Origin of the sequence: uncultured Microbacterium sp. (assembly GCF_937927635.1) — a bacterium.
Classification (GTDB): domain Bacteria; phylum Actinomycetota; class Actinomycetes; order Actinomycetales; family Microbacteriaceae; genus Microbacterium.
In genome coordinates this window covers 106,095-130,585 of sequence record NZ_CALBRW010000003.1, presented here as the reverse complement: position 1 = coordinate 130,585, position 24,491 = coordinate 106,095, and the positions used below count along the sequence as shown (strand labels likewise).

The window sequence follows — 24,491 nt, the reverse complement described above, 5'->3', positions numbered from 1 at the left end:
AACCCGGCTCAGCCGCCGATCTTCTCACCGGCGGGCGAGAGCACCCACCAGATGTCCTTCACTCCTTGGCCGTTCACGTCGCCCTTCGCGGAGTCACCGGCGAAGGTGTACAGCGGCCAGCCGTCGAGCGTCACCTGGTGCTTGCCGTCCGGGGTGTCGATGGTGGACAACGTCCCGGTCACGCCGTCGGCCTTGGGCGTTGCGGAGTCCGAGAGGATCGGCGGCCACTGCGACAGGCAGGCTCCCGTGCAGGCGCTGGTCTTCGTGCCCTGGGTGTCCTTGTCGAACATGTACGCGGTCATGCCCTCGCCGTCGACGACGATCTTCCCGAGCGACGAGTCGGCGACGGCGAGTCCGCCTCCGGATGCTGCAGGCTCCGACGCCTGCGATGAGGGCGCTCCGTACCCGTCGCCCGAGCCGGAGCCGCCGGATGAGCCGGAGCCTGTCGTGCCGCCCGAGCAGCCGGCGAGGAGGAGTGCGAGGGCGATGCCCCCGATGGCGAGTGACTTGCGCATGATGCCGTCCTGTTCGTCATGGGCTTGCGCGGATGCGAGCCCGATTCTCCTGTGACACGAGAAGGACGGATGCATGGTTCAGAACTCGTGCTTCACGACGACATCTCCGGAGGCATCCCTGATCTCGACCGAGCGGATGTCGGCCTCCGAGAGACCCGTGCCGGCGGACAGCCGCGCGGTCGCGCCGGCCTCGACCCGCCAGTTCGAGAGCGTCGTGGTGGTGCCGTCGGCGGCGGTGACCGCCAGCTCGTACATGCCGTTCCAACCCGCGTGGCCCTCGTAGGCGCAGACCACGTCGAGCTTGGTGCCCCACGGCACGCTGGTCAGCGCCACGGTCGCCACGACCGACGCTCCCCCGACCGGCTGCAGAGCGACCGCCTCAGGCGCACGCGGCATCAGCAGGGCGACCGAGATCACGGTGGCCACGACAACGGCAGCCGCCGCGCCGACGATCCAGGACGCGGCCCTCCTGCGCGTGCGGCGGCGAGCGCGCGCGGCCGCCAGCACCCGCACAGGCGCCGCGCCGTCGGCATCCTGATCCGCGATGCGCTGCGCATCCTCCGCACTGACCCGTGCCAGCGCCGCGACGGTCGAGGTCAGCTCCGCCACGGCCACCCGGCAGCGCTCGCACTCGGCCAGGTGCCCCTCGAACTCCGCCCGCTCCGTTGCAGACAGCGCCCCCAGCGCGTAGGCGGCGTCCCAGTCGGCGTACTTCTCGTGCTCGGTGTTCACCGCGTCACCCCTCTCTCCTGCAGCGCCAGCCGCAGGGCCCTCAGTCCGTAGTGCATCCGGGACTCGACCGTCCCCTCCGGGATGCCCAGCTCCGCCGCGACCTCGCCCACGCTGCGTCCGCGGTAGTACGCCGCGATCACCACCTCTCGGTACTCGGGGCTGACGGCGGCCAGTGCGTCCTGGATCAGCAGCGCGTCGAAGAGCCGATCCGTGTGGTCGTCGGTGACCCGCTCCGGCAGCTCCGCGACCGGGTTCTCGTGGCGGCGACGGGCGCTGCGCACCTCGTCGATCACGATGTGCCTGGCGACGGTGATCATCCACGCCCTCGACGTGGACGGATCCTGCTCCAGGATGCGCGGCGTGCGCCAGGCGCGCAGCAGCGTCTCCTGCACGACATCGTCTGCGGACCCCCGGTTGCCCGTGATGCTCACCACGTACCGCCGGATCGGTCCGGCATGCAGCTCGTACAGCGCGGTCAGCCGCTCGTCATCGTCTTCTGCCACAGAAACCCTCCTCACGATGAGCACGAGACGGGCCGCCTCTCGGTTCACACTGAACGAAAGTCGCGTGAAGATCGTTCTCCCCCCATGGACATCTTCGCCGAAGCGGGCGGCCTGCGCATCGCCGGCCTGCCGCTGCATCCGCTCCTCGTGCACGCCGTCGTGGTGCTGACGCCGCTCACCGCGCTCGCCGTCGCCCTGGCAGCCGCCTGGCCCGCCGCCAGACGCCGCCTCGGCTGGGCACCGCAGGTCGCGGCCCTGATCGTGGCAGCGCTCGTGCCGGTGACCGTGCTGGCAGGACAGGACCTGGCCGCCCAGCTCGGGTACACGCCGGCGATCCTGCGGCACGAGGCGCTCGGGCTGATGCTGATCCCGTGGACGATCGCACTGCTGGTCGCGTCGGTCGCGGTGGCGGCAGGAGAGCGGATGCTGCCGCGGCTGCGCCGCAGCAGGCCACGGGCGGCGCGAGCGGCGGCGACCGTGATCACGGCCGCCGCGCTGATCACCTCCGTCGGGACCATCGTCGTCACGGTGCTCGCCGGCGACGCGGGCGCGCGAGCCGTCTGGGGAGGGGTGTGACCCCGTCAGCGCCAGTTCTCGGTCAGCGCCGGCGGATGCGGACGATCCAGAGTGCGAGATCGGCCGCGGCATCCAGCACGAGCAGGATGCCGATCCCCCGGCCGACGCGCGAACGTCCCCAGGACAGGCTGACGCCGACAGCCAGCTCCGCGGTGCTCAGCGCCGCGTTCAGCACGGGGCGCTTGCGCAGAAACCGTGCGAAGCGCACCACCGGACGGTCGCGGTGCACCAGCGACGTGGCCTCGACGATGCCGCCGACCATGATGTCCGACACGGTGCGCGGCCAGCCCTGCGGGAAGAACCGCCTGCCGCCGCCGGTCTCGTCCAGCCCGGCGGAGACCAGGGACTCGGGCATCCCGAACGCCACGACCAGCGCACGCAACCGGGCGTGCGAGCCCTCCACGCCGCCCAGCGCCTCGGGAAGGCACGCGCGCAGCACGGCATCCGCATCCACATCGCCCATGCCCAGCTGCGCGAGCTCCTCTCGCGCGCCGTCGGCCTCGCTCAGCATCCGGCGGTACACCTCGACACTCGCGGGCTGGGTGATCGAGTCCAGCGGCAGCACCGGACGCGTGAACTGCTCGGCGTTGGGCCAGAACATCGCCGACCGCCCGTGCGGGCCGGTCACCTCCACCCACGCCTCGCCGTCGTGCGGCACGTTCACCTCGACCACGGGCAGATCGGATGCTCCGCCTGAGACCGCCCCGTGCGCACGGTCGGTGCGATAGCAGAACACCGACCAGGTGCCGTCCTCGAGGTAGTCGACCGGGGTGTCCAGCAGCTGCGCGGTCATGCGCGCGGCCCAGGGTCCGCGGCGGGAGAACTCCGTCACCCGCACCGGATCCGGCGCGAGCAGGTCGTCGTCCGGCATCCCGGCGCCCGTCAGATCGTCCTCGTCATCCGCGCCGTCGAGCTGCTCGAAGGCCTCGCCGAACTGCTGCTCCAGCTCGGCATCGACCTCGCCGAGGGCGTCGTCGGAGAGTCCGAGACTCAGCGAGAGGCCGGATGCCGCGAACAGCGCTCCGAGGGCGTCGGCGCTCAGGTCGAACCGCAGCCCGTCATCGGCATCCAGTGCCACGACGGAGCCGTCTTCCGTGACCGGCAGCAGCAGCGTCGTCGACTCGCCGTCGAAGCCGCGGATGGCAGCCAGGATGCGGGCGTCCCGCAGGATCCGCTCCGCCTTCGCACTCGGATCGGCACCGTCCGCGGTCCAGACCGACGCGTAGGTGATCTGGAACGCGATCTGCTCTGCTGCCATCCCTCGAGGTTACCCAGCCGGCGGAGCCTGGAAGAGCTCGGTGAAGGCCGGATCGCCCATCATCGGCACCGACATGCACAGCGACACCGCGAACATCGTCACCACGAACCCGACCAGCGGAACCCACCAGCTCGAACGAGCCGCGCGCATCCGCCGCACCGAGAACCAGATCGTGGCCGCATAGCCGGCCATCAGGACCACCAGCGCGATGACGCCCCAGTTCTTCGCCGCAGCATAGTTCGTGAACTCCGCGTCGCTGCCGAACATCTTCAGGCTCAGTTGGAGCGTCTCCGACAGATTCAGGAAGTTCGGGATGGCGGAGAGCACGTTGAACAGGCCGACGCCCAGCAGCACGAGGGTGATGAGCCGCCCCGCCGAAGGCCTGGCGGGTGCGGCCGACTGCGGGGTCACGGGCTGCGGCGGCGCAGGCGCGGGAACGACGGGCTCCGCCTCGATCGGCGGCAGCCCCGCCCTGGCGCGCTGTTCCTCGGGGGTCGCATACTCGCCGTACTGCGGCCGGTCCATGCTCATGCGCTCCACGCTACCGTGCGCGTCTTGGGCGCGGCCGTGAAGCTCCGGCGTCTGCGGCTCGCCGCCGGCCGCCCCCTCAGCGCAGGTGGCCGCCGAGTGCGCGCGTGTCGCGCTTGCCGTCGGCATCCGTGCGCAGCTCCTTCGGCAGCGAGAACATCAGGTCCTCCTCGGCCGTGCGCACCTCCTCGACGTCGGCGTAGCCGGCCTCGCTGAGCGCCTCGAGCACCTCACGCACCAGCACTTCGGGCACCGAGGCGCCGCTGGTCACGCCGACCGTGCGCACGCCCTCCAGCCACTCCTGCTTGACCTCGTCGGCGTAGTCGACGCGGTAGGCGGCCTTGGCGCCGTGCTCGCGGGCGACCTCGACCAGCCGCACGCTGTTGGAGGAGTTGGCGGAGCCGACCACGATCACGAGGTCCGCCTCCTTGGCGACCTTCTTGATCGCGACCTGGCGGTTCTGCGTGGCGTAGCAGATGTCGTCGGACGGCGGGTTGTGCAGCTCGGGGAACCGGGCACGCAGCCGGTTGACGGTCTCCATGGTCTCGTCCACCGAGAGAGTGGTCTGCGAGAGCCACACCACCTTGCTGGGGTCCTTGACGACGACGGTGTCGGCCTCTTCCGGGGAGTTCACGACGGTCACGTGGTCGGGGACCTCGCCGGCGGTGCCCTCCACCTCCTCGTGCCCGTCGTGGCCGATCAGCAGGATCTCGTAGTCGTCGCGGGCGAAGCGCACGGCCTCGCGGTGCACCTTGGTGACCAGCGGGCAGGTGGCGTCGATGGCCAGCAGGCCGCGATCGGCGGCGGCGCTCACCACCGCGGGCGACACGCCGTGCGCGCTGAAGACCACGTGCGCGCCCTCGGGCACCTCATCGACCTCGTCGACGAAGATCGCGCCCTTCTTCTCCAGCTCGGTCACCACGTGGATGTTGTGCACGATCTGCTTGCGCACGTACACCGGCGAGCCGTATCGCTCCAGCGCCTTCTCGACGGCGACCACGGCGCGGTCGACGCCTGCGCAGTAGCCGCGCGGAGCGGCCAGCAGCACGCGCTTCGCGCCGTCGACGGGACGGTCCTCCAGCGGCGCCGTTCTGCGGTTCGGACGCGGCGGGGCGGGGAGCCTGACGATGGTTGCACTCACCCTTCGAGTCTACCGAGCGCCCCTGATGAAGGGCCGAGCGGTACTGATTGCCTGGCACGGATGCCGGCTCGGATCACGGATGTCGGCGCAGATGTGCGTTCTCCGCCGACATCCGTTCTTTCCGCCGACATTCGTGCCTCCGGAAACGGCCGTGTCCGCGGCATCCGCGACAATGGGGAGGTGACCGTCTTCGAAGCCGCAGCCCTGCCCGGCGAACCGCCGCCGGCGGACTCGGTCGCCCCGCGCGACTCGACGCCGGATGCTCCCACCTCGGTCGCGCGCCTGAACGGCACCATCCGCGACTTCATCGCGCGCTGGAACACGGTGTGGGTGGAGGGCGAGATCACGTCCTGGAACCTGCGGGGCGGCAATGTGTTCGCGCGCCTGAAGGATGTGCGCTCCGACGCGCAGATCTCGATCCGGATCTGGTCCAGCGTGCGCGCCCGGGTTCCGGCCGACCTCGCCGTCGGCGACCACGTGATCGCTGCCGTCAAGGCCGATTACTTCGTCAAAGGCGGCGACTTCAGCTTCATCGTCTCGTCCATGAAGCACGTGGGCCTGGGCGACCAGCTGGAGAAGCTGGAGCGGCTTCGCGCGCAGTTGCGCGGCGAGGGACTGTTCGACCCCGCCCGCAAGAAGGAGCTGCCGTTCCTGCCGCACCTGATCGGGCTGATCACCGGCGAGCGATCGGATGCCGAGAAGGACGTGCTGCGCAACGCCGAGCTGCGCTGGCCGCAGGTGCGCTTCCGCACCGCGTATGCGGCCGTGCAGGGCGATCGCAGCGTACCGGAGGTGCTCGCCGCACTGGCGAGGCTGGATGCCGATCCCGAGGTCGACGTGATCATCATCGCCCGCGGCGGCGGCGACCCGCAGACACTGCTGGGCTTCAGCGACGAGCGTCTCGTGCGGGCGGTGGCCCAAGCGTCGACCCCGGTGGTCAGCGCCATCGGGCACGAGAACGACCATCCCCTGCTGGACGACGTCGCGGATCTGCGGGCGTCGACGCCGACGGACGCCGCCAAGCGGGTCGTGCCGGATGTCGGCGAACAGCGCGCCCTGATCGCCCAGCTGCGCGCTCGCGCGACCGGGCGGCTGACGCAGCGCATCTCGAACGACATCGCTCGGCTCGAGCAGCTGCGCACGCGCCCGGTGCTGCGCTCCCCCGACCCCATCGTCGACGACCGCGCGCAGGAGGTGTGGCTGCTGGCATCCCGCGGGCGCGACACCCTCACCCGACGGCTGGACGCCGCCCAGCGCACCACCTCCGAGCTGCGGGCATCGCTGCGGGCGCTGTCGCCCGCCGCGACCCTGGCGCGCGGGTACGCGATCGCGCACCTCGACGACGGCCGCATCCTCACGGATGCCGTGGATGCCCCCGCGGGCACGGCACTGACCGTCACCGTCGACCGGGGCTCGCTGCGCGCCCGCTCCGAGGGCCAGGTAGCCGAGGACGCCTGACGCCCGGGTGCTGCCGACCGCAGCACCCGGCCGTACCCCGGTTTCCACGGCATCCGGCATCCGGCGCCCCGGCATCCGGCATCCGGCATCCGGCATCCGGTCCCCCGGCATCCGCCCGCCCTCGCTTGCCGTTGCATTTTGGGGGCCGACACGCCACATGTCGGACGTTTCCCGCGAATTCGTCGGACATCTGGCGTGTCGGCCCCCGATTCGCAACCGACGCCCGGGAGCCAGGAGCATCGCGGCACGCCGGTAGGATGGATGCCGTGACTGCGTCCAACGACACTCCCGTCGAATCGCTGTCGTTCGAGGCCGCCCGCGACGAGCTCGTGCGCGTGGTCGCCGAGCTCGAACAGGGTTCCCCCACGCTGGAGCACTCCCTCGCACTGTGGGAGCGCGGCGAAGCCCTCGCCGCCCGCTGCGAGGAATGGCTGCTGGGTGCGAAGCGCCGCCTCGATGCCGCACGCGAACCGGCATCCGCTGAAGGAGACGAATGAGCCGCAAGCCGGGGATCGTCGCAGAGCTCGGTCGCCCCGAGACTGCGCAGGAGACCGCCGACCGCAAGGCCGAATCCAGCCGCGTCTACCGGTCCAGCCAGACGTTCCGGAACCTCATCGCGGCGTTGATCGTCACGGTCGCCGTGGTGGCCGTGATCGTGTTCGCCGTGCCGCGCGGCGAGCCGACGGCGGCACCGAAGATCGACGTCGCCAAGATCGCCGCCGATGTCACCTCCACCACGGGCCACGACGTGGTCGTGCCGGAGCTGGGCGACTTCTGGCGCGTGAACGCCGCGGGGCTGGACACCGGCGGGGTCACGGTGTGGAGCATCACGCTGGCCCCTGCCGGTGAGAAGGAGCGCGGTTTCATCAAGCTGGCGCAGGCCTTCGACTCCGACGTGAAGTGGGCGCCGCAGGCGACCGGCGGCATGGCGCCGAACGGCACCGCGAAGATCGACGGCATCACCTGGGACGTGTTCGACATGGGCGACCGCGGCACGGCCAACGTCACGTACGCGCTGGGAACCCAGGCCGGGCACGACTACGTGCTGCTGTACGGTTCGCGCTCCGCCGACTCCACCAAGAAGCTCGCTGCATCCCTCACCCCACAGCTGGGCGCTCTGAAGGAGGCCGAATGACCACCACGCTCGCTCCCGCCGAGGCCTGGGAGAGACTGCTCGAGGGCAACAGCCGCTTCGTCGCCGGCACGCCGCGGCACCCCAACCAGGACGCGCAGCACCGCGCGGCGCTCGTGGGCGGGCAGAACCCGTTCGCGGCCTTCCTCGGCTGCTCCGACTCGCGCGTGGCCGCCGAGACGCTGTTCGACGTGGGCCTGGGCGACCTGTTCACCACCCGCAACGCCGGCCACATGGTCACCGAGTCCGCGGTGGCCAGCATCGAGTTCGCGGTCGCACTGCTGGACGTCCCGCTGCTCATCGTGCTGGCGCACGACTCGTGCGGTGCGGTCGACGCCGCTGTGCAGAGCACCGCCATCGATGCGGAACCGCTCCCGCCGCACATCTGGAAGCTCATCGCTCCGATCGTTCCTGCCGCGCGCCGCCTGCTGAAGGAGCGCGGCGGCACCTCGGTCGCCGACATCGACCGCGAGGCCGTCGGCAGGGAGCACCTCCGAGGCACCATCGCAGGTCTGCTGGAGTCCTCCGAGATCATCAGCACCGCCGTCGCCGAGGGCAGACTGGCCATCGTCGGCGCCAAGTACCGACTCACCGACGGCACCGCCGTCCCCATCGCCCAGGTCGGCCTCGCCGACACCGACATCCCATCACTCTCGAAGGAGCAGAAGTGACTGACAACGAGTACCGCATCGAGCACGACACCATGGGTGAAGTGCGCGTGCCCGTGAACGCCCTCTACGGCGCGCAGACCCAGCGTGCGGTGGAGAACTTCCCGATCTCCGGCAAGGGCCTCGAGTCCGCGCAGATCGCGGCCCTTGCCCGCATCAAGAAGGCGGCCGCCCTGGCCAACAAGGAGCTGGGCACGCTCGACGCGGCGATCGCGGATGCCGTGGCCCAGGCCGCCGACGAGGTCGCCACGGGCGTGCACGACGGCGAGTTCCCGATCGACGTCTACCAGACCGGCTCGGGCACCTCGTCGAACATGAACATGAACGAGGTCGTCGCGACCCTCGCCTCCCGCATCCTCGGCTCCCCGGTGCACCCGAACGACCACGTGAACGCGTCGCAGTCGTCCAACGACGTCTTCCCGACGTCCGTGCACATCGCCGTGACCGAGGCCCTGATCAACAACCTGGTGCCCTCGCTGGAGCACCTGGCCGCAGCGTTCGAGGCCAAGGCCGAGGAGTGGAAGAGTGTGGTCAAGTCGGGCCGCACCCACCTGATGGACGCCACGCCCGTGACCCTCGGCCAGGAGTTCGGCGGTTACGCACGCCAGATGCGCCTGGGCATCGAGCGCGTGCAGACCGCGCTGCCGCGCGTCGCCGAGGTCCCCCTGGGCGGCACTGCCGTGGGCACCGGCATCAACACGCCGAAGGGCTTCCCGCAGAAGGTCATCGCCCTGCTGGCCGCCGAGACCGGCCTGCCGATCACCGAGGCGAAGGATCACTTCGAGGCACAGGCCAACCGTGACGGCCTCGTCGAGGCATCCGGTGTGCTGCGCACCATCGCCGTCTCGCTGACGAAGATCAACAACGACCTGCGCTGGATGGGCTCGGGCCCGAACACGGGTCTCGGCGAGATCCACCTGCCCGACCTGCAGCCCGGCTCGTCGATCATGCCCGGCAAGGTCAACCCCGTCATCCCCGAGGCCGTGCTGCAGGTCGCCGCACGAGTCATCGGCAACGACGCGACAGTCGCCTGGGGCGGGGCATCCGGCTCCTTCGAACTCAACGTGCAGATCCCCGTGATGGGCACCGCGGTGCTCGAGTCGATCCGCCTGCTGGCCAACGCCACGCGCGTGCTGGCCGACAAGACCGTCGACGGCCTGGTGGCCAACGTCGAGCGCACCACGGCGCTGGCCGGCATGAGCCCGTCCACCGTGACGCCGCTGAACAAGCTGATCGGTTACGAGGCCGCGGCGAAGATCGCCAAGCACGCCGTCGCCAAGGGCATCACCATCCGCGACGCCGTCATCGACCTCGGCTACGTGGAGCGCGGTGAGATCACCGAGGAGCAGCTGGACGCCAAGCTCGACCTGCTCTCCATGACGCACGCCGGCTGACGCCCCGGCCCGGTTTCGCGTCCCGGCACCAGCACGCTTGCACGACCCGGGAACATTTGCACGACCGATCCAATGATTTGATCGTGCATCCGTTCCCGGGTCGTGCGTCTGTACCGGGTCATTCCTCCTGCACAATCCCGGTTTCGGGACGAGTTGCGCACATCGGGCCGGTTCCCGCGCTGCGCGCGTCTGCGAGGGGGCAGGGTGAGGGGATGCTCGATCCCTCAGTCCTCATAAGCCGCGCCGGTGGCATCGCCAGAGGACGGATGCTGCAGAAGCACGGCATATCGCGCAAGGCCCTCGCCGCACACGCAGCCGCCGGCACCATCCGGCGTGTGCGCCCCGGCGTCTTCGCGTCGCTCGACGCCGACGCGCAGGCAGTACGCGCTGCCGCGCATGGAGGGATGCTGACCTGCGAGGCGGCGCTGAAGCTGCACGGCATCTGGACCATCAGCGAGGAGCCGGCCCCGCACGTGTGGTTGGGCGCGAACGGCCGCAGGCACCCGCATCCGGGATGCGCGTGCGTGAGCCACTTCTTCGACGGCCCCACGCGATTCGGCACGGCGTCCGTGGAGGCCGCCCTCATCCACACGTTCTCCTGCGCCGGCGAAGAGGCGTTCTTCGCCTCGTTCGAATCCGCGTGGCACAAGCGCAAGCTCTCGCGCGCCGCGCGCCTGCGCATCCGCGCTGCCCTGCCGGACTCCGCGCGGTGGCTCATCGATCTGGCACGTCCCGACGCGGACAGCGGGTTGGAGTCACTGCTGCGGCTGCGGCTGCATCTGCTCGGCATACGCCTGGAGCGTCAGGTCGACATCGACGGCGTGGGCAGGGTCGATTTCGTCGCTGGTGGGCGGCTGATCATCGAGGTGGACGGCAAGCAGAATCACGCCGGGCCCGACAAGCGTCATAAGGACCTGGTGCGGGATGCCGCGGCATCCGCTCTGGGATATGAGTCGCTGCGCTTCGACTACGCGCAGGTCATCCACCACTGGGAGAAGGTGCTGCCCGCGATCCTGGCAGCCCTGCGCCGTGCGCGGGCGCTCTCCTGACTCCCCAGCGAGGTACACATGCACGACCCGGGAACGAATGCACGACCAATCCCGCGATCAGGCCGTGCAAGTGTTCCCAGGTCGTGCACGTGTTCCCGGGAAGAGAGCGGGAACAGGAGCGGATGCCGGTCAGCTGAGCTCGCTGCCCTCCAGCAGCTCGGTCACCAGGGCTGCGATGGCCGAGCGCTCAGAGCGGGTGAGGGTGACGTGCGCGAACAGGTCGTGGCCCTTGAGGGTCTCGATCACGCTGGCCACGCCGTCGTGGCGGCCGACGCGCAGGTTGTCGCGCTGGCCCACGTCGTGCGTGAGGATCACCCGCGAGTTCTGGCCCATCCGGCTCAGCACCGTCAGCAGCACGTTGCGCTCCAGCGACTGCGCCTCGTCGACGATCACGAACGCGTCGTGCAGCGAGCGGCCGCGGATGTGCGTGAGCGGCAGCACCTCCAGCATCCCCCGCTCCACGACCTCCTCGAGGACGTTGCCGGAGACGACGGAGCCGAGGGTGTCGAACACCGCCTGGCCCCACGGGTTCATCTTCTCCTCGCGGTCGCCGGGCAGGTAGCCGAGCTCCTGCCCACCCACGGCGAACAGCGGCCGGAACACGATGATCTTCTTCTGCTGCTGGCGCTCCAGCACCGCCTCCAGGCCCGCGCACAGCGCGAGCGCCGATTTGCCGGTGCCTGCGCGCCCGCCCAGCGAGACGATCCCGACCTCCGGGTCGAGCAGCAGGTCGATGGCGATGCGCTGCTCGGCGGATCGCCCGTGCAGCCCGAACACCTCGCGATCGCCGCGCACCAGCCGGTACTCGCCATCACCGATCACGCGCCCCAGCGCCGAGCCGCGCTCGGAGTGGATGATCAGCCCGGTGTTGACGGGCATGCCCCGAACCTGCTCGCTGAGCCCGACCTCGCTCTCGTACAGGTCGCTCATCTCGTCGCCGGACAGGTCCAGCGGCGCGATGCCCGTCCAGCCGGAGTCGACGGCCTGCTCGGCGAGGTACTCCTCGGCCTGCAGCCCGAGGGATGCCGCCTTCACCCGCATCGGAAGATCCTTCGACACGATGGTGACCGCCTCGCCCGCGGCGGCGAGATGGGCGGCTGTGGCCAGGATGCGACTGTCGTTGTCGCTGATCCGAATGCCGGCGGGCAGGATCGACAGGTCGGCCGCGCCCAGCTCCACCCGCAGCGTGCCGCCGTCCCCGACCTCGACGGGGAAGTCCAACCGGCCGTGCTCGACGCGCAGGTCGTCGAGGTGGCGCAGCGCGCGCCGGGCGAAGTAGCCCAGCTCGGGGTCGTGGCGCTTGGCCTCGAGCTCCGAGATCACCACCAGCGGCAGCACTATCGAATGCTCCGCGAAGCGGAAGAGGGCCTGCGGGTCGCTGAGCAGCACGGACGTGTCGAGCACGTATGTGCGAAGAGCCGTGTCATCGTGCGACACGGCTCCTGTCCTGGCGGTCTTGCGGGTGGACTGCTGCTGGGCGGTGCGTGTGGTCACGATCGATCCCCCGATCCGGGACTTCCCGGCTCTGCTGCGAGTCGACCAGGGGCCACGAGTCGCGATCCGGAAGGCCGACCCGATCGGGCACGGTGCCCGATGCCTTGAAGGTACGACGAGCGCGACGCCGCGCGCGGATGGACACGCGGGCGTGTCAGGTTAACTTCGCGCGTCCGCGAGGTTGCCGGATGCCGGCAGCGCTGCATCCAGCATCCGCAGTGTCTGCGCAGACGTGCCCGCATGCGCGGCCACGCGCACCGCACCCCCGCGCACGGTCACCACCAGGCCTGCCTCGGCCAGGCGGCGCCCCAGCGCCTCCGGATCGTCGGGCACGAGAGACACGATCCCCGCGCGCCGCGCAGGATCGGCCGGAGTGATGGAGCGGATGCCGTGCCTCTCGGCGATCGCGAGGATCTCACCCGCACGCTCGGCGACCTGCCCGGCGACCTCGGCGACGCCGACCCCGCGCAGCTCATCGACCGCGGCCTCGAGACGCACCACGGCGAGCTGATCGGGAACGCTCGTGGTGAAGGCCCGGGCAGCGGATGCCGGCGGCGGCACCTCCCCGGTGAACGGCTCTTCGACGTCGATGCCGGTGATGCCGCTGAGCACGGGCCGGATGCGCTCGAGCGCGCGGGAGGAGAAGCAGCCGAACCCCGTGCCCCGTCCCGCGCGCAGCCACTTGTAGCCGTGTCCGGCGACCACGTCGGCGGCGCTCCAGTCCTCGTCCACCACGCCGAAGGACTGCACGGCATCCACGATGAGCAGGCGGTCGGGTCCGATCAGCTCGCGCAGTGCCGGCAGATCTGCCCGGTATCCCGTCCGATAGTCGACATGACTGACGGCCAAGGCCGTCACCTCATCGTCGAGCGCCGCGGCCACGGCATCCGGAGTCACCTGCCCATCCACCGGGGCGATCCATCGGGGCACCACCCCGCCGGCAGACGCGTCGGCGGCGCGCTGAAGAGTGAGGCTGATGCTGGGGAACTCGGCCGCGCCGGCGATCACCGCACCGCGCACGCCGAACAGCGCGTGCTGCAGGACGTCGGTCGAACTCGGTCGCAGCACGACGTCCGTGCGGACGGCGCCCAGCAGCTCGGCGATGCCGGCTGCGGCGCGTGCGACACGCGCACCGACGGCGCCATGCCGGCGCGGATCGAATGACCCCAGCGCCGACTCGCCGTCTGCCATGGCGGCGCGCACCGCAGGCGACAGCGGTCCGAAGGCCGCCCAGTTCAGATACCCGGTCTCACCGGCGAACGACGCGCTGTACTCCTGAAGACCGCTCATCGCCCCAGTCTCGCGGATCAGCGGCCGAAGCGGCGGTCTCGATCCGCATAGTCGCGGATCGCGCGCAGGAAGTCGACCTGGCGCAGGTCGGGGCCGAGAGCCTCGACGAAGTAGAACTCGCTGTGGGCGCTCTGCCACAGCAGGAAGTCGCTCAGGCGCTGCTCACCGCTGGTGCGGATCACCAGGTCGGGGTCGGGCTGCCCACCGGTGTACAGGTGCTCGCCGATCATCTCCGGCGTGAGCTGTGCGGCCAGGTCCTCGAGCGTGCCGCCGGAGTCGTTGTGCTGACTGATGATGCTGCGCACCGCGTCGACGATCTCGTTGCGCCCCCCATAGCCCACAGCCAGGTTCACATGCAGCCCGGTGTGGTCATGGGTGCGCTCCGAAGCATCCGCCAGCACCCGCGAGAGCTCCTCCGGCAGGATGTCGGCGCGGCCGACGTGCTGCACGCGCCAGTTGCCGTGCTGCGCGAGCGTGTCGGCGAGCTCGGCGATGATCTCGATGAGGTCGTGGATCTCCTGCGAGTCGCGCTTGTGCAGGTTGTCGGCGGAGAGCAGGTACAGCGAGACCACGCTGACGCCCAGCTCGTCGCACCAGCCGAGGAACTCGCGCATCTTCGCGGCGCCCGCGCGGTGCCCGTCTGCCGCCGACTCGTAGCCGAGCTGGCGAGCCCACCGCCGGTTGCCGTCGATCATCATCGCGACGTGGTGCGGAACCGTCGCCGGATCGATCCTCCGTCGAAGGCGGTTGCCGTAGAGGCGATAGAGGGGACCCCGCCCCGAACCGTCGCGTGCACTCACAGGGATACGCTACCGCCCGCAGCCGATATGTACGGCTGACGGAATGGTGCCCCGCTTAGAGTGAGCACGTGAGCACCCGAGCCGCAGGCAGTCCCGATGTCCCCCAGCTCCCGCTGCTCGACGCTGCGAAGAAGGACGCCGCCGTCGAGATCAAGCCGACCTGGCGCGGCTGGATCCACGCCGGCACCTTCCCCGTCGCCATCGCGGCGGGAATCGTCCTCATCGTGCTCGCGCACGGGACGCCGGCGAAATGGGCCGCGGCCGTGTTCATGACGACCTCGCTCCTGCTGTTCGGCAACTCCGCCGTCTACCACCGCTTCAACTGGGGTCCGAAGGTCAAGGGCGTCCTCAAGCGCATCGACCACGCCAACATCCTGCTGCTGATCGCCGGCACGTACACGCCGCTGGCGGTACTGGCACTCCCCCCGCAGAAGGGCACGCTGCTGCTGTTCCTGGTGTGGGGCGGCGCGCTGGCCGGCATCCTGTTCCGCGTGTTCTGGATCAACGCCCCGCGGTGGCTGTATGTTGCGCTGTACCTGCTGCTGGGCTGGGCGGCCGTGATGTACATGGTCGATCTGGTGCGCGCGAATGTCGCGATGATGGTGCTGGTGTGCGTGGGCGGCGTGCTCTACACGATCGGCGCCGTGATCTACGCGATGAAGCGGCCCAACCCGTGGCCCGGTCGCTTCGGCTTCCACGAGATCTTCCACGTCTGCACGGTGCTGGCGTTCCTGTGCCATTGGACCGCATGTCTTCTGATCTCGCTGGCGCCGTACGCGCCATCGCTGGGCATGGCATCCTGAACTCCAGAACGATCTTCTGGAGGATCCCATGGCCGATGTCGAGAGCTTCACCCTGGACCACACCGCAGTCAAGGCGCCCTACGTGCGCCTGATCGGCGTGGAGCGCGGACCGAAGGGCGATGCGATCTCCAACTTCGATGTGCGCTTCGTGCAGCCCAACGAGGGTGAGATCCCCACCGCCGGTCTGCACACCATCGAGCACACGATGGCCAGCGCGCTGCGCGACAACATCGACGGCGTGATCGACTTCTCGCCCTTCGGATGCCGCACCGGGTTCCACCTGATCATGTGGGGCGAGCCGGCTGTCACCGACGTCGTGGATGCCGTCCGCAAGGGCCTGGAATTCATCGCGGGCCCGGCGCAGTGGAGCGACGTGCCCGGCGTCTCGGCCGTGGAGTGCGGCAATTACCGCGACCACAGTCTGCACAGCGCCAAGGAGTGGGCAGCGCGCATCCTCGAGCAGGGAATCAGCCTCGACGCGTTCGAACGCGTCGGCGTCTGAACCCGGGCGCGTCTGAACCGGCGCACGCCGGCCGCGCAGGTCAGCGCGGATCGTCCTCGCCGGAGCCGTCTTCCGCGGCCTCCGCGGCGGTCGAGTCGGAACCCGTGCCGGTTCGGCTCTGGCGGGCATCCAGCTCGGCCTGCTCGGCATCCAGCTCCTCGCGCACCTCGTCGCGGTACCGCACGCGGCGGATGCGACGGTTCATGTCCCAGATCAGCAGGATGACGGCCGCGACGATCACGATCACGACGGCGAATCCGGCGAAGCCGGGCGTCACCAGCTCGGGAGGGACGGTCGAGGTCGGCGTCGGCATCGGGGTGTTCTCGCCGAACAGGATCATGAGTGCGCCTTTCCTCCTCAGGTCGCATAACCTGGGAACACCAGCCTATCCGTCGAGACCGAACCGGGAGATCCGTGACCACTGCACTCGAGCTCGATGAGCGCTACGGTCGTCGAGGCAGGCGGCGCCTGCCGTGGGTCATCGGCGGCATCATCGGCGTGGCCGTCGTGGTCGCGTTCGGCTGGATGACCGTCGCGAGCCAGCTGAACACCGTGACCGCCCAGGACACCGGGTTCACGCTCACGGACTCGCACACCGTCGACATCAGCTTCCAGTACACGGCACCGCGGGGATCCGACGTGGTGTGCGTGGTGCAGGCGCTGGACAAGGAGTTCGGCGTGGTGGGCTGGAAGGTCATGGACATCGCCGCCACGCAGAAGCACACGGCAGCCGTCCAGGTGAGCATCCCCACCGTCGCGCAGGCCACCACGGGTTTGGTGAAGTCCTGCTGGGTCGCCTAGACTCGACGGCAAGAGACCTGCGCCCCGGCCCTGCCGGGGCGTTTGGCATATTCCCCCGCGCCATGACGGCACGGGTTCCGTCAGCCCCTGAAGGGGCCCCACCGAAGGAGCACGCTGTGTCCACAGACGCTCAGGTACCTTTCCTCACGCAGGAGGCCTACGACCGGCTCGTCGAAGAGCTGGAGTATCTCTCCACCACCGGTCGCGAGGAGATCGCGGCGCGCATCGAGGCTGCCCGTGAAGAGGGCGACCTGCGGGAGAACGGCGGCTACCACGCCGCCAAGGACGAGCAGGGCAAGCAGGAGTCCCGCATCGTCACACTGCAGCAGCTGCTGAAGACCGCGAAGGTCGGCGAGGCGCCGGTCAGTCGCGGCATCGTCGAGCCCGGCACCGTGGTCACCGCGATCGTCGCCGGCGACGAGGAGGTCTTCCTCCTCGGCAGCCGCGAGATCGCCGGCGGCGACCTCGACGTCTACAGCGAGGCCAGCCCGCTGGGCCAGGCCGTCCTCGGCCTGAAGATCGGCGAGAAGACCTCCTACGAGGCGCCCAACGGCCGGTCGATCTCCGTCGAGGTCACCGGTGTGGAGACCTACACCGGCTGACAGCCGGAAGCGACCAAGAGGCGGATGCTCGGGGACGAGCATCCGCCTCTTCGCATCCACCGTCTACTCGGGGACGACGTCGGGTTCGAAGCCGGCCGCGCGCAGGCTGTCCAGCGCCAACTGGGTGTGCTCGGGTCCGCGGGTCTCGATCGAGAGCTGCAGGATCATCTGGCTGATCTGCAGGCCGTGGCCGTGCCGGGTGTGCAGCACCTCCATGACGTTGGCGCCCACCTGCGCGAGCACCTCGGAGACGCGCGCCAACTGGCCTGGGCGGTCCGGCAGCGGGATGCTCACCGTCGCGTAGCGGCCGGAGGCCGCCAGGCCGTGCGAGACCACGCGCTGCAGCAGCATCGGGTCGATGTTGCCGCCGGAGAGGATGGGCACGGTCTTCCCGGCATCCGTCACCTTTCCCGCGAGGATGGCGGCGACGCCGACAGCCCCTGCGGGCTCCACGACGATCTTGGCGTGCTCGAGCAGCACGAGGATGGCGCGCGCGATGTCGTCCTCGGAGACCGTGACGACCTCGTCGACGAGATCCTTGATGATCTCGAAGGGCACATCGCCGGGACGGGCGACCAGGATGCCGTCGGCGATGGTCGGCTGCGTCGTGATCTCCACCGGATGCCCGGCGGCGAGCGACGGCGGTACGGCGGCGGCCTTCTCGGACTGCACCCCGATCACGCGCACGGTGCGCCCGGCCTCGGCCGCCGCCTGCTTGATGGCCGCAGCGACGCCGGCGATGAGCCCGCCGCCGCCGATGCCCATGATGACCGTGTCGACGTCGGGGACGTCCTGGAAGATCTCCAGCCCCAGCGTGCCCTGGCCGATGATGACGTCGCGATGGTTGAACGGTGGGATGAGCACGGCACCGGTGCGCTCGGAGAACTCGGCGGCCAGGCGCAGCGAGGTGGAGACCGTCTCGCCCTCCAGCACGACCTCGGCGCCGTAGCCGCGGGTGGCCAGGAGCTTGGGCACCGGCACCCCCAGCGGCATGAAGATCGTCGCAGGAATCCCCAGCGACTGGGCCGCCAGTGCGACGCCCTGCGCGTGGTTGCCGGCGGATGCCGCGACGACGCCGCGCGAGCGCTCCTCCGGGGTCAGCTGAGCCAGACGGTACGAGGCGCCGCGGATCTTGAACGAGCCCGTGCGCTGCAGATTCTCCATCTTCAGCAGCACCGGCGAGCCCAGAATCTCGCTGAGCGCACGGGAGAGCTCGGTGGGGGTGTGCGAGATCACCTCGGAGAGACTCTGCTGCGCTGCAGCGAACTCGGACAGGCTCGGGACTGCGTTCATCGATTCCTCCTCGGCCGCTCCCGCGGCACTGTGCTCCAGATGAGATCGGCGTCGGGCTCCTCACCCGTCCGCCAGGCGCCGGTGGAGATGGTCACCGCCGCCACGTTGATGAAGGCCGCCAGCGGGACGGCGAACAGTGCGCCGGGGATGCGCGCGATCATCGCGCCGCCGGCGACCACCAGCACGACGGCCAGCGGATGCACCTTGACGGCCGATCCCATCAGGATCGGCTGCAGGATGTGGCCCTCGAGCTGCTGCACGAACAGCACGACCGCCAGCATGCCCACGGCGATCCAGATGCCGTTGTAGACCAGCGCCAGGAACACCGCGATCACGCCGGTGACGACCGCACCGACGATCGGCACGAACGAGCCGAGGAACACCAGCACGGCCACCGGGATGGCCATGGGCACGCCCAGCGCCGCGGCGCCGATGCCGATGCCGACCGCGTCGATGGCGGCGACCAGCATCTGGGTGCGGGCGTAGTTGACGACCGTCGCCCAGCCGTTGCGGGCCGCGGCGTCGGCCGCCGGCCTGGCCCTGCGCGGGAACAGCCGCAGCGTCCACTTCCAGATGCCGCCGCCGTCTGCCAGCAGGCAGATCAGGATGAACAGCGCCAGCACCGCTCCGGTGAGCACCTCCGCCGCAGTGCCGGTCACGGCGCCGGCGGCGCTCCACAGCCAGTCCTGCTGGGCGCTGAGCAGGTCCTTCGCCTGCTGCAGGTACCCGTCGATGTCGCTCGCGGTCAGATGGAAGGGACTGTCCAGCAGCGTCTGCCGCAACTGCTCGACGGCGGTGGCGGTGCGATCCCGCACATCCGGGAGCTGCAGCCGCACCTGCCAGACCACGAGGGTCAGGAGCCCGGCCACGATGCCGATCGTGCCGACCACGCTGGTGGCGATGGCGAGCCAGCGCGGGAAGCGTGCGCGCAGCATGAGCTGGAACGCCGGCCACAGCAGTGCGGTGACGAGGATGCCCACCATCAACGGGATGACCAGCGCCTTCAGCAGCATCACCAGCCAGATGAACAGCGCGATGGCTCCGGCGATCACCAGCATTCGCCAGGAGTAGGCGGCGGTCACCCGCAGCGGCTTCGGCACGGCCTCGTCGACCTCGGTGGTGACCGTGCGCTCGGTCACCGGCGGATAGTGGCGGAACGGATTGCGGAACCTCGGTGCGGGGTTGTCGCTCATTGCACAATTCTACGTACGCCCGCCGACGGCACCGGGTTCCGTGTCGGCGGCTCCGATTAGCCTGGGATCATGCCGCACTCCCCCGCACTCAGCTCCGGCGAGGCACGTCGGATGACGCTGGCCGCGCAGGGGTTCTCCCGCCGGATGCCCGATGCCGTGTCCCATCGCCACCTGCACCGCACCATGGAGCGTCTGGGCGTCCTGCAGATCGACTCGGTCAACGTGTTCGCCCGGTCGCACTACATGCCGATGTTCTCCCGTCTGGGGGCCTACGACACCGCGCTGCTGGACCGGTCCTTCCTCTCGCGCACCACGCACTACGTCGAGTACCTCGCGCACGAGGCGGCATTCATGCCCGTCGAGGACTGGGCACTGTGGGCGTTTCGGATGCAGGCCTGGCGTCGCCGGGCATCCGAGGAGGGCTCCTGGATGCACGCCAACGCGCGCACGCTGGACTGGGTGCGGGCCGAGCTGCGAGACCGCGGCCCGCTGCGCCCGGCCGATCTGCGCGACGACGCTCCGCGAGAGCGCGGGCCGTGGTGGGACTGGGATGCCGCGAAGTCGGCCCTGGAGCATCTCTGGCGCTGCGGTGAGGTGGCCATCGCGGGCCGCGTCGGCTTCGAGCGCCGCTACGGCCTCGCCGAGCGGATCGTCCCCGCCGCGGTCCTGGAAGCGCCCCTGCCTGAACCGGATGCCGTGCGCGAGCTGGTGCGCCGCGCCGCGCGCTCGTACGGTGTCGCGACGATCTCCGACCTCAACGACTACTACCGGCTGCGCGACCGGTCGGCCGTGCGCGCGGCCGTGGGCGACCTCGTCGACGCGGGCGAGCTGGAGCCCGTGGTCGTGCGCGGCTGGGAGCGCGGCGGGCGCGCCGTGCCGGCCTGGCGGCATCGGGACGCCGCGCTGCCTCGGCGCATCGACCGCGCGGCTCTCCTGACGCCCTTCGACCCGGTGGTGTGGTTCCGCGATCGTGCGCTGCGGGTGTTCGACTTCGACTACCGCATCGAGATCTACGTGCCCGCGCACAAGCGCCGCTACGGGTACTACTCGCTGCCGGTGCTGGTGGGCGACCGGATCGTGGCTCGCGTGGATCTGAAGGCCGACCGTGCGGCATCCGCTCTGAAGGTGCAGTCGGCATGGTGGGAGCAGCACGCCCGTCCCGAGACGGACGCTCCGCGCATCGCGGAGGAGCTCGCCAGGGCGGCCGCCTGGCAGGGTCTGGAGCGCCTCAGCGTGTCGGGATGGGGCGATGCCTCGGATGCCGTGGCCAGGGCGCTCGGCGGGCATGCGGTGGCCGTGGGGAGGCACGTGCATCCGCGGGAATGACGACGTGAGGCCGTCTCAGCGCCCCAGGACGAAGGGTCGTTGTCAGAATTGCACGCGCGGCGGCTCGGAGATCGCGCTGCCGTCGGCGACCTCGAAGAACTCGCGCTCGGTGAAGCCGAGCCCGCGGGCGAACATGTTGTTGGGGAACACCTTGATCTTGGTGTTCAGCTCGCGCACGCCGCCGTTGTAGAAGCGACGGGCGGCCTGGATCTTGTCCTCGGTGTCGACCAGGGCGTGCTGCAGCTGCAGGTAGTTCTGGCTGGCCTGCAGCTGCGGGTATGCCTCGGCGACCGCGAACAGGCTGCGCAGCGCCTGCTGCAGGTGCCCTTCGGCGACACCGGCTTCAGCGGGGCCGGTGGCGGAGAGCGTCTCGGCGCGGGCGCGGGTCACGCCCTCGAAGACGGCCTTCTCGTGCGCGGCATAGCCCCGCACGGTCTCGATGAGGTTCGGAATGAGGTCGGCACGGCGCTTGAGCTGCACGGTGATGCCGCTCCAGGCCTCGTCCACGCGCACGTTCAGCTGCACGAGCGAGTTGTAGGTCGACCAGAGATAGATCCCGACGAGCACGAGCACGCCGACGATGATCAGTACCGGCCACAGCCATTCCATGGATGCCCCCTCTTGGATCTTGATCCATCCTACGTGCGCGACTCTGCGCGTCGGCTGGAAGACAGGCGGGTTCAGGCTCCGAGGATGCGCTCCAGATGTCTGTTCCCGAACACTCGATCGGGGTCGAGTCGGTCGCGCAGCGCCACGAAGTCGTCGAAGCGCGGATACCGTTCCCTCAGCTGCGCGGCGGTGAGGCTGTGCAGCTTGCCCCAGTGCGGACGCCCGCCGTGGCGCAGCATGATCTGCTCCACCGCGCGGAAGTACTCCCGCGGGTCGACGCGCCAGTACCGGTGCACGGCGATGTAGGCGCTGTCCCGCCCCGAGGCGGTGGAGAGCCACAGCTCATCGGATGCTGCGAAGCGCACCTCCACGGGGAATTCGATGCGCCAGCCCCGATCGGAGATCAGCGCGCGCAGCTCCTCGAACGCCGGCACCAGGTTCTCGGCCGGGAGCGCGTACTCCATCTCGCGGAAGCGCACGTTGCGGTGGTGGATGAGCACACGGTGCGATTCGTCGGAGTAGTCGCCGTCGCCGGTGAGTTGGACGGCGAGCCGGTTGAACGGCGGGATGATGGCGGGTACGGCGCGGCTGATCGCGCAGAACGCGCCGAACACGCCGTTGGTGAGCACGGTCTCGTCGATCCAGTGCGACAGGGCCGGCGTCGGCCGCCGTCGGGTCGACTCCGGCATCCGGGTCTGGGTCTTGGTCAGCGCCACATCCGTGTGCGGATGCCAGTAGAACTCCAGGTGGTCGGCGGCCGCGGCCTGCTCGTGCACGGTGCTCAGCGTCGCGTCGAGCGGGGCCGGCGCATCGACGGCGTGCAGGACGAAGGCGGGGACGCACTGCAGGGTGACCTCGACGACCACTCCGAGCGCCCCCAGGCCGACGACCGCGCCGGGGAGCATCTCGCTGTTGTGCGTCTCGTCGATGCGCAGGAATTCGCCGTCGGCCGTGATGAGCGTGAGACCCCGCACCTGCGTGGCGATGCCGCCGAACGCGGTGCCGGTGCCGTGCGTGCCGGTCGAGATGGCGCCGGAGATGGACTGCCGGTCGATGTCGCCGAGGTTCTCCATGGCGAGGCCGTAGGGGCGCAGCAGTCCGGGGATGTTGAAGAGTCGCGTGCCGGCCAGCAGCGTGACGCGGCCGGTGGCGGCGTCGGCGGAGACGAGTCCCTGCAGGTCGTCCAGCTCGAGCAGGACCCCGGGTGCCACGCCGATGCCGGTGAAGCTGTGGCCGGCTCCGATGGCCTTCACGGTCAGGCCCTGCGCAGCAGCTGCCTTCACCGCACGCTGGACGCCCTCCGGCGAGCGCGGCCGCTCCACGCGCACGGGACGCACCGACGCGGAGCGTCCCCAGTTCCGCCAGGTTCCGCCGGGACGTGTCACAGGAAGGCCTTCCCCTCGCCGCGGTAGGTGGGCAGCTCGTCGACGATCTTCCCGTCGGCGACGAGCTGGTAGCTGTCGATGCGCTCGGCGGGCTCGCCGCTCTTGCAGTGCCGGAACCAGACCCGGTCGCCGACTTCCAGGCCGCGGGCGCTCTCGCCCTGAAGCGGAGTCTGCACCTCGCCGGCCGCCTCGCGCGGCAGGGTGCGCAGGTGCTGCGGCCAGACCGGCAGGGGCTGGCGGGACGCCACGGCGGGTCCGGAGGCGATCCAGCCGCCGCCGAGCACGGTGGCGATGTCGGGCGCGGGCTTGCGCACCACGTCGAATGCGAAGCCGGTGGCGGGCGCGGGACGGAACGACCGGTAGCCGTCGAACAGGTGTCCGGCCAGCAGGCCGCTGCCCGCGGTGGCCTCGGTGAGTGACTCGTCGCTGCCGGTGAACTCCAGGGATCCGGTGCCGCCGCCGTTGAGGAACTCCAGCGGCGCGATGCCGAGCATCGCGTCGGCGATCTGCGCACGGCGGATCCGCAGTTCGTCGCGCGAGCGGGCCTGCACGATCCGGATCAGGGGCGCCTCGGCACCCGTGGCATCCCCCTGGCCGGCGATCTGCGCGTCGTACATCTGCAGGCCGACCAGTCGGAATCCGGGGCGTCGCACCACCTGACGGGCGAATCCGGCGACGTCGGCGGCGGTGAACAGCGACGAGCGCCGTACACCGAGATGACCGAGGCCGGGCGCCTTGTACGACGCATCCACGTCGATGGCGACGCGCACCTCGGGGCGCGTGCCGGGGGCTGCGATCGCGTCGATGAAGTCGAGATGGGAGATGTCGTCGATCATCAGGGTGATGCGCGACGCGAGCCTCTCGTCCGCCAGCAGCTTCTGCAGGCCGACACGGTCGACGGTCGGGTAGCCGAGCACGATGTCGTCATGGTTCTCGGCCAGCCAGAGCGCCTCGGCGAGCGTGAAGGACAAGATGCCCTGATACCCGGGGATCGCGAGCACGGCATCCAGCACCGAGCGCACGCGCACGGATTTCGTAGCCACGCGGATGGGGAGGCCGCCGGCGCGCACCAGCATGTCCATGGCGTTGTGCCGCAGCGCGTCGCGCTCGATGACCGCGACGGGTGCCGGCAGGTGGGCGGTGGCCTCGGTCAGCGATGCCCAGTAGCGCGCCGGATCGCGCCAGGCTTCGCGAGTGGGGCTCTGTTCAGCAGTGAGGTCGAGCACACCCCCACCCTATGTGGTCCGGGACTCGGAGTCGCCCTCATTGACACCGGGTTCACCAGGCGTGCGCGGCTAGGCTGGCCGACGGGCCCCCATAGCCCAACGGCAGAGGCAGGCGTCTTAAACACGCTTCAGTCCGGGTTCGAATCCCGGTGGGGGCACTCACACGACGAAGGGCCCGCTCGAGGATCTCGAGCGGGCCCCTCTCGCGGGTGC

27 protein-coding genes and 1 tRNA gene are annotated in these 24,491 nt (G+C 70.2%); 13 read left to right on the top strand and 15 right to left on the bottom strand.

Annotated elements, in window-relative coordinates; genetic code table 11:
- Nucleotides 1–8 precede the first annotated feature (8 nt).
- The 3 genes from Q0568_RS00930 to Q0568_RS00920 form a co-directional block, all read right to left on the bottom strand.
- A complete protein-coding gene (locus Q0568_RS00930; protein ID WP_298860732.1) occupies nucleotides 9–515 on the bottom strand; it encodes a hypothetical protein in 507 nt (168 codons plus the stop codon).
- Nucleotides 516–593: 78 nt separating this feature from the next.
- Nucleotides 594–1,247, bottom strand: coding sequence for a zf-HC2 domain-containing protein (locus Q0568_RS00925; RefSeq protein ID WP_298860729.1), 654 nt, complete (start codon nucleotides 1,245–1,247; stop codon nucleotides 594–596).
- Nucleotides 1,244–1,750: a sigma-70 family RNA polymerase sigma factor gene (locus Q0568_RS00920; RefSeq protein ID WP_298860727.1), complete on the bottom strand. Its 507-nt coding sequence runs from the start codon at nucleotides 1,748–1,750 to the stop codon at nucleotides 1,244–1,246. The genes Q0568_RS00925 and Q0568_RS00920 overlap by 4 nt, the downstream gene beginning before the upstream one ends.
- A gap of 84 nt (nucleotides 1,751–1,834) precedes the next feature.
- Here Q0568_RS00920 and Q0568_RS00915 point away from each other — a divergent pair, with 84 nt between their 5' ends.
- Nucleotides 1,835–2,326, top strand: a complete 492-nt coding sequence (locus Q0568_RS00915) for a DUF2231 domain-containing protein (protein WP_298860724.1) — start codon at nucleotides 1,835–1,837, stop codon at nucleotides 2,324–2,326.
- A gap of 22 nt (nucleotides 2,327–2,348) precedes the next feature.
- Here Q0568_RS00915 and Q0568_RS00910 read toward each other — a convergent pair whose 3' ends face one another.
- The 3 genes from Q0568_RS00910 to Q0568_RS00900 all read right to left on the bottom strand — a co-directional run bounded on the left by Q0568_RS00910 (nucleotide 2,349) and on the right by Q0568_RS00900 (nucleotide 5,193).
- Complete coding sequence (locus tag Q0568_RS00910) at nucleotides 2,349–3,584, bottom strand: hypothetical protein (RefSeq protein WP_298860722.1); 1,236 nt, start codon at nucleotides 3,582–3,584, stop codon at nucleotides 2,349–2,351.
- A gap of 9 nt (nucleotides 3,585–3,593) precedes the next feature.
- Nucleotides 3,594–4,115: a DUF6264 family protein gene (locus tag Q0568_RS00905; protein ID WP_298860719.1), complete on the bottom strand. Its 522-nt coding sequence runs from the start codon at nucleotides 4,113–4,115 to the stop codon at nucleotides 3,594–3,596.
- Nucleotides 4,116–4,191: 76 nt separating this feature from the next.
- A complete protein-coding gene (locus Q0568_RS00900) occupies nucleotides 4,192–5,193 on the bottom strand; it encodes a 4-hydroxy-3-methylbut-2-enyl diphosphate reductase (RefSeq protein ID WP_298860882.1) in 1,002 nt (333 codons plus the stop codon).
- 240 nt (nucleotides 5,194–5,433) lie between these two features.
- Between Q0568_RS00900 and xseA the strand changes: the two genes are divergently transcribed.
- The 6 genes from xseA (at nucleotide 5,434) to Q0568_RS00870 (ending at nucleotide 10,954) form a co-directional block, all read left to right on the top strand.
- Nucleotides 5,434–6,711, top strand: coding sequence for an exodeoxyribonuclease VII large subunit (xseA, locus tag Q0568_RS00895; RefSeq protein ID WP_298860716.1), 1,278 nt, complete (start codon nucleotides 5,434–5,436; stop codon nucleotides 6,709–6,711).
- A 257-nt stretch (nucleotides 6,712–6,968) separates the two neighbouring features.
- Nucleotides 6,969–7,208, top strand: a complete 240-nt coding sequence (locus tag Q0568_RS00890) for an exodeoxyribonuclease VII small subunit (RefSeq protein WP_298860713.1) — start codon at nucleotides 6,969–6,971, stop codon at nucleotides 7,206–7,208.
- Nucleotides 7,205–7,846 carry a DUF4245 family protein gene (locus Q0568_RS00885; RefSeq protein ID WP_298860710.1) on the top strand — a complete coding sequence of 214 codons (642 nt, stop codon included), beginning with the start codon at nucleotides 7,205–7,207 and terminating at the stop codon, nucleotides 7,844–7,846. The genes Q0568_RS00890 and Q0568_RS00885 overlap by 4 nt, the downstream gene beginning before the upstream one ends.
- On the top strand, nucleotides 7,843–8,514 hold the full coding sequence (locus Q0568_RS00880) for a carbonic anhydrase (RefSeq protein ID WP_298860707.1): 672 nt from the start codon (nucleotides 7,843–7,845) through the stop codon (nucleotides 8,512–8,514). Before Q0568_RS00885 ends, Q0568_RS00880 begins: the two co-directional genes overlap by 4 nt.
- Nucleotides 8,511–9,905 (top strand): aspartate ammonia-lyase, encoded by a 1,395-nt coding sequence (locus Q0568_RS00875; protein ID WP_298860703.1) that lies wholly within the window; start codon nucleotides 8,511–8,513, stop codon nucleotides 9,903–9,905. Before Q0568_RS00880 ends, Q0568_RS00875 begins: the two co-directional genes overlap by 4 nt.
- A 212-nt stretch (nucleotides 9,906–10,117) precedes the next feature.
- On the top strand, nucleotides 10,118–10,954 hold the full coding sequence (locus Q0568_RS00870) for a DUF559 domain-containing protein (RefSeq protein ID WP_298860700.1): 837 nt from the start codon (nucleotides 10,118–10,120) through the stop codon (nucleotides 10,952–10,954).
- Nucleotides 10,955–11,083: 129 nt separating this feature from the next.
- On the opposite strand, the gene Q0568_RS00865 is transcribed toward Q0568_RS00870, so the two are convergent.
- The 3 genes from Q0568_RS00865 to Q0568_RS00855 all read right to left on the bottom strand — a co-directional run bounded on the left by Q0568_RS00865 (nucleotide 11,084) and on the right by Q0568_RS00855 (nucleotide 14,538).
- Nucleotides 11,084–12,391: a PhoH family protein gene (locus Q0568_RS00865; protein WP_298860879.1), complete on the bottom strand. Its 1,308-nt coding sequence runs from the start codon at nucleotides 12,389–12,391 to the stop codon at nucleotides 11,084–11,086.
- Between the two features lie 216 nt (nucleotides 12,392–12,607).
- Nucleotides 12,608–13,738, bottom strand: coding sequence for an aminotransferase class V-fold PLP-dependent enzyme (locus Q0568_RS00860; RefSeq protein ID WP_298860697.1), 1,131 nt, complete (start codon nucleotides 13,736–13,738; stop codon nucleotides 12,608–12,610).
- A gap of 17 nt (nucleotides 13,739–13,755) precedes the next feature.
- A complete protein-coding gene (locus Q0568_RS00855; RefSeq protein ID WP_298860694.1) occupies nucleotides 13,756–14,538 on the bottom strand; it encodes an isoprenyl transferase in 783 nt (260 codons plus the stop codon).
- A gap of 68 nt (nucleotides 14,539–14,606) precedes the next feature.
- Here Q0568_RS00855 and Q0568_RS00850 point away from each other — a divergent pair, with 68 nt between their 5' ends.
- Both Q0568_RS00850 and Q0568_RS00845 read left to right on the top strand, forming a co-directional pair.
- Nucleotides 14,607–15,341, top strand: a complete 735-nt coding sequence (locus Q0568_RS00850; protein WP_298860691.1) for a hemolysin III family protein — start codon at nucleotides 14,607–14,609, stop codon at nucleotides 15,339–15,341.
- 28 nt (nucleotides 15,342–15,369) lie between these two features.
- The gene (locus tag Q0568_RS00845; protein ID WP_298860688.1) at nucleotides 15,370–15,843 is read left to right on the top strand and encodes an S-ribosylhomocysteine lyase; all 474 of its coding nucleotides are present in this window, start codon (nucleotides 15,370–15,372) and stop codon (nucleotides 15,841–15,843) included.
- Between the two features lie 40 nt (nucleotides 15,844–15,883).
- On the opposite strand, the gene Q0568_RS00840 is transcribed toward Q0568_RS00845, so the two are convergent.
- Nucleotides 15,884–16,183, bottom strand: a complete 300-nt coding sequence (locus Q0568_RS00840; RefSeq protein WP_298860685.1) for a hypothetical protein — start codon at nucleotides 16,181–16,183, stop codon at nucleotides 15,884–15,886.
- A gap of 74 nt (nucleotides 16,184–16,257) precedes the next feature.
- On the opposite strand from Q0568_RS00840, the gene Q0568_RS00835 reads away from it, so the two are divergent.
- Nucleotides 16,258–16,644, top strand: coding sequence for a DUF4307 domain-containing protein (locus tag Q0568_RS00835; RefSeq protein ID WP_298860682.1), 387 nt, complete (start codon nucleotides 16,258–16,260; stop codon nucleotides 16,642–16,644).
- A gap of 116 nt (nucleotides 16,645–16,760) precedes the next feature.
- Nucleotides 16,761–17,246, top strand: coding sequence for a transcription elongation factor GreA (greA, locus tag Q0568_RS00830; protein ID WP_298860679.1), 486 nt, complete (start codon nucleotides 16,761–16,763; stop codon nucleotides 17,244–17,246).
- Between the two features lie 63 nt (nucleotides 17,247–17,309).
- On the opposite strand, the gene ilvA is transcribed toward greA, so the two are convergent.
- Both ilvA and Q0568_RS00820 read right to left on the bottom strand, forming a co-directional pair.
- Nucleotides 17,310–18,539 carry a threonine ammonia-lyase gene (gene ilvA, locus Q0568_RS00825; protein ID WP_298860676.1) on the bottom strand — a complete coding sequence of 410 codons (1,230 nt, stop codon included), beginning with the start codon at nucleotides 18,537–18,539 and terminating at the stop codon, nucleotides 17,310–17,312.
- Nucleotides 18,536–19,732 carry an AI-2E family transporter gene (locus Q0568_RS00820; protein ID WP_298860673.1) on the bottom strand — a complete coding sequence of 399 codons (1,197 nt, stop codon included), beginning with the start codon at nucleotides 19,730–19,732 and terminating at the stop codon, nucleotides 18,536–18,538. Before Q0568_RS00820 ends, ilvA begins: the two co-directional genes overlap by 4 nt.
- 69 nt (nucleotides 19,733–19,801) lie before the next feature.
- Here Q0568_RS00820 and Q0568_RS00815 point away from each other — a divergent pair, with 69 nt between their 5' ends.
- Complete coding sequence (locus Q0568_RS00815; protein WP_298860670.1) at nucleotides 19,802–21,058, top strand: crosslink repair DNA glycosylase YcaQ family protein; 1,257 nt, start codon at nucleotides 19,802–19,804, stop codon at nucleotides 21,056–21,058.
- Nucleotides 21,059–21,100: 42 nt separating this feature from the next.
- On the opposite strand, the gene Q0568_RS00810 is transcribed toward Q0568_RS00815, so the two are convergent.
- The 3 genes from Q0568_RS00810 to Q0568_RS00800 form a co-directional block, all read right to left on the bottom strand.
- Entirely contained in the window at nucleotides 21,101–21,667 is a 567-nt protein-coding gene (locus tag Q0568_RS00810) for a LemA family protein (RefSeq protein ID WP_298860667.1), read from the bottom strand.
- Nucleotides 21,668–21,738: 71 nt separating this feature from the next.
- Nucleotides 21,739–23,052 carry a D-arabinono-1,4-lactone oxidase gene (locus Q0568_RS00805; protein ID WP_298860664.1) on the bottom strand — a complete coding sequence of 438 codons (1,314 nt, stop codon included), beginning with the start codon at nucleotides 23,050–23,052 and terminating at the stop codon, nucleotides 21,739–21,741.
- On the bottom strand, nucleotides 23,049–24,278 hold the full coding sequence (locus Q0568_RS00800) for an alanine racemase (protein WP_298860661.1): 1,230 nt from the start codon (nucleotides 24,276–24,278) through the stop codon (nucleotides 23,049–23,051). Before Q0568_RS00800 ends, Q0568_RS00805 begins: the two co-directional genes overlap by 4 nt.
- Before the next feature lie 85 nt (nucleotides 24,279–24,363).
- On the opposite strand from Q0568_RS00800, the gene Q0568_RS00795 reads away from it, so the two are divergent.
- A tRNA-Leu gene (locus Q0568_RS00795) sits at nucleotides 24,364–24,436 on the top strand.
- Nucleotides 24,437–24,491 lie beyond the last annotated feature (55 nt).